Raw genomic sequence first — 2,130 nt, 5'->3', positions numbered from 1 at the left:
GGCCCGGCGTCCCCGTCGGTTGCCCCGCCCACCGCCGTGGCGTGCGGCTCGGGCGGGTCGCGCAGGTCCAGGGCGGGGGCAAAGGTGACCGTGCCGGAGCAGCGGTCCACCCGGTACACCTTGGCCTGCGGGCCGACGCCGGCGAAGCTGTCCACCGGCCGCCAGATCTCGAAGGTGCGGCCCTCGTGCTCCCGGGCGGCGGCGCCCAGCTCCACCGTCCCGGCCGGCACCTCCACCCCGAGCAGCAGGTCCAGCGGCTCGGCGGTACGCGCCAGCGGCGCCCGGGCGGCCCGCAGCACCTGGCCGGGCTGCCCGGTGCCGAGGCCGAGCAGTTCCGCCTCGACCGGCTCGCAGTGGTGCATCCGGACGGTCACCTCGACCTGGCCGGCGGGCAGCAGCGCCGGCTCGGTGGTCACGAAGACGACCGGCCGGGGATCCGCCCCACGCGCGGCGGCGACCCGGGTGCCGGCCGGGATCCGGATCGGACCGGAGCCGCCCGCGGTGCGGGTGAACCGGACGTCCGCCCAGGCCACCGACGGGGCGTGCTGGGCCACCCCGAGCAGGTTGAGGAACGCCACGTACGCCTTCTCCGGCAGCTGGTTCAGCCGGTAGATCATCACCTCGGTGAGGTACGCGAACGCCTCCAGCAGGGCGATGCCCGGGTCATGCGCCGACAGGTCGGTCCACCCGGGGCAGGACTGCCGGATCCGCTCCCGCGCCTCGGTGACCAGGTCCAGGAAGGTACGGTCGTCCAGGTGCGGCACGGGCAGGGTCATGACGCTCCTCCCTCCGGCCCGTCGGCCGCCCGGCTGGGCGGCGGACCGTCAGCCGGATCGTCGGCGGGCAGCAGGTCGACCGAGAAGACCAGCTGGCCGGGCGCGAGGCTGGCGCGGATCCGGTAGTCCAGCCGGATCACCAGCCGCCACGGGTCGTCCGGGTCCGGGCCGGCGTCGACGTCGAGCACCTCCACCCGGGGCTCCCACCGGGTCACCGCCGCCCGCACGTAGTGCACGGCCAGCCCGGCGGTGGTGTCGTCGTTCGGCGCGAAGACGAGCCGGTGCAGCCGGGAGCCGTACCCGGGGCGCATCAACCGTTCGCCGGGCGTGGTCGACAGCAGCAGGAACAGCGCCTGGCGTACGGCCTCGTCGCCCTCGGTCATCGCCAGCCCGCCGGCGGCGGTCAGCGCGAGACCACCGGTCCGACCGGAGTCGAAGCCGGCGCCGACGAACCGGAAGGCCCTCACCGGTCCGCGCCCAGGAAGCTCTGGCGCGGGTCGCGCACTCGGTGGTGGACCAGCCCCGGCGGGGTGCCGTCGGTGAACCCGTCCAGGTGGGACAGGACGATCCGGTGGCCGTCGACGCGCAGCCAGTCGCTGTAGCCGACCCGCACCCGCAGCGTCTTCGCGCACGGTTTGACCGTCGGCCCGTAGTTCGGGCAGGCAGTGATCTCCCGCCCCTCCGGGTCGTCGTCGACGAGCACCGGCGACCCGGTGACCCGCACCCACTGCTGCGCGGCCCGGTTGCGCACCCGGCCGTCGTGGTCGCACCGGATCACCGAGCCGAGATGGATCCACCGCATCAGCCGCCTCCTTCGTGGTGGGCGCGGGCCAGCGCCCGGGCCTGCCGCGCGGCGGTGGCCGGGTCCTCGGTCGCCTCGGCGTGCAGGAAGTCGACGCTGCGGGCCCGCACGACCATGGCCCGCCCGGGCGCGGAAAGCACCAGGTCGGTCGCCGCGTGCAGGGTGGTCAGCTCGGGGGTCAGCTCCAGCCAGCTGCCGCCCTCGGTGGCCAGCCGCAGGCTGCCCGCCGCGTCGTCCACCACCACCGACTGCCCGCCGGCGGTCCGCAGCGACCAGCGGCGCGCCCGCCCGTCGTCGATCCCCGCGTCGTACGGCTCGACCGCGCCGAAGAGCGAGCCGAGCACGATCCCGGCGGCCGGCTCGCCCCCGGGCAGCGCCACCAGTACGGTGTCCCGCGGGTCGGGCAGCGCCACGATCCCCTTGCCCCGGCCGGCGCCCGGGCAGAGCACCGCCAGCCACCCGGCGTCCAACCCCCCGTACGCGGGCAGTTCCACCCGCACCCGGCCCAGCCCTTCCGGGTCGGTGACGTCGGTGACCGCGCCGAGGGTGACC

Annotated in this window: 4 protein-coding genes; all 4 read right to left on the bottom strand. The window is 76.2% G+C overall.

All coding sequences use genetic code 11. The features are described 5' to 3' along the window. On the bottom strand, positions 1–776 hold a 776-nt coding region (locus C1I99_RS31235; RefSeq protein ID WP_499877952.1), incomplete at its 3' end, for a baseplate J/gp47 family protein. Further along, complete coding sequence (locus tag C1I99_RS31230) at positions 773–1,243, bottom strand: GPW/gp25 family protein (protein WP_111137727.1); 471 nt, start codon at positions 1,241–1,243, stop codon at positions 773–775. The genes C1I99_RS31235 and C1I99_RS31230, both read right to left, overlap by 4 nt. Continuing rightward, positions 1,240–1,578 carry a hypothetical protein gene (locus C1I99_RS31225; protein WP_111137726.1) on the bottom strand — a complete coding sequence of 113 codons (339 nt, stop codon included), beginning with the start codon at positions 1,576–1,578 and terminating at the stop codon, positions 1,240–1,242. Before C1I99_RS31225 ends, C1I99_RS31230 begins: the two co-directional genes overlap by 4 nt. Beyond that, positions 1,578–2,130, bottom strand: a 553-nt coding sequence (locus tag C1I99_RS31220; RefSeq protein ID WP_233512822.1) for a phage baseplate assembly protein V, incomplete at its 5' end; no start/stop codon positions are given. The genes C1I99_RS31225 and C1I99_RS31220, both read right to left, overlap by 1 nt.

The sequence above is a fragment of the Micromonospora deserti genome, assembly GCF_003236335.1.
Classification (GTDB): domain Bacteria; phylum Actinomycetota; class Actinomycetes; order Mycobacteriales; family Micromonosporaceae; genus Micromonospora; species Micromonospora deserti.
Note: the sequence above shows the minus strand (reverse complement) of the source record. Positions and strands in the feature narration are given on the sequence as shown.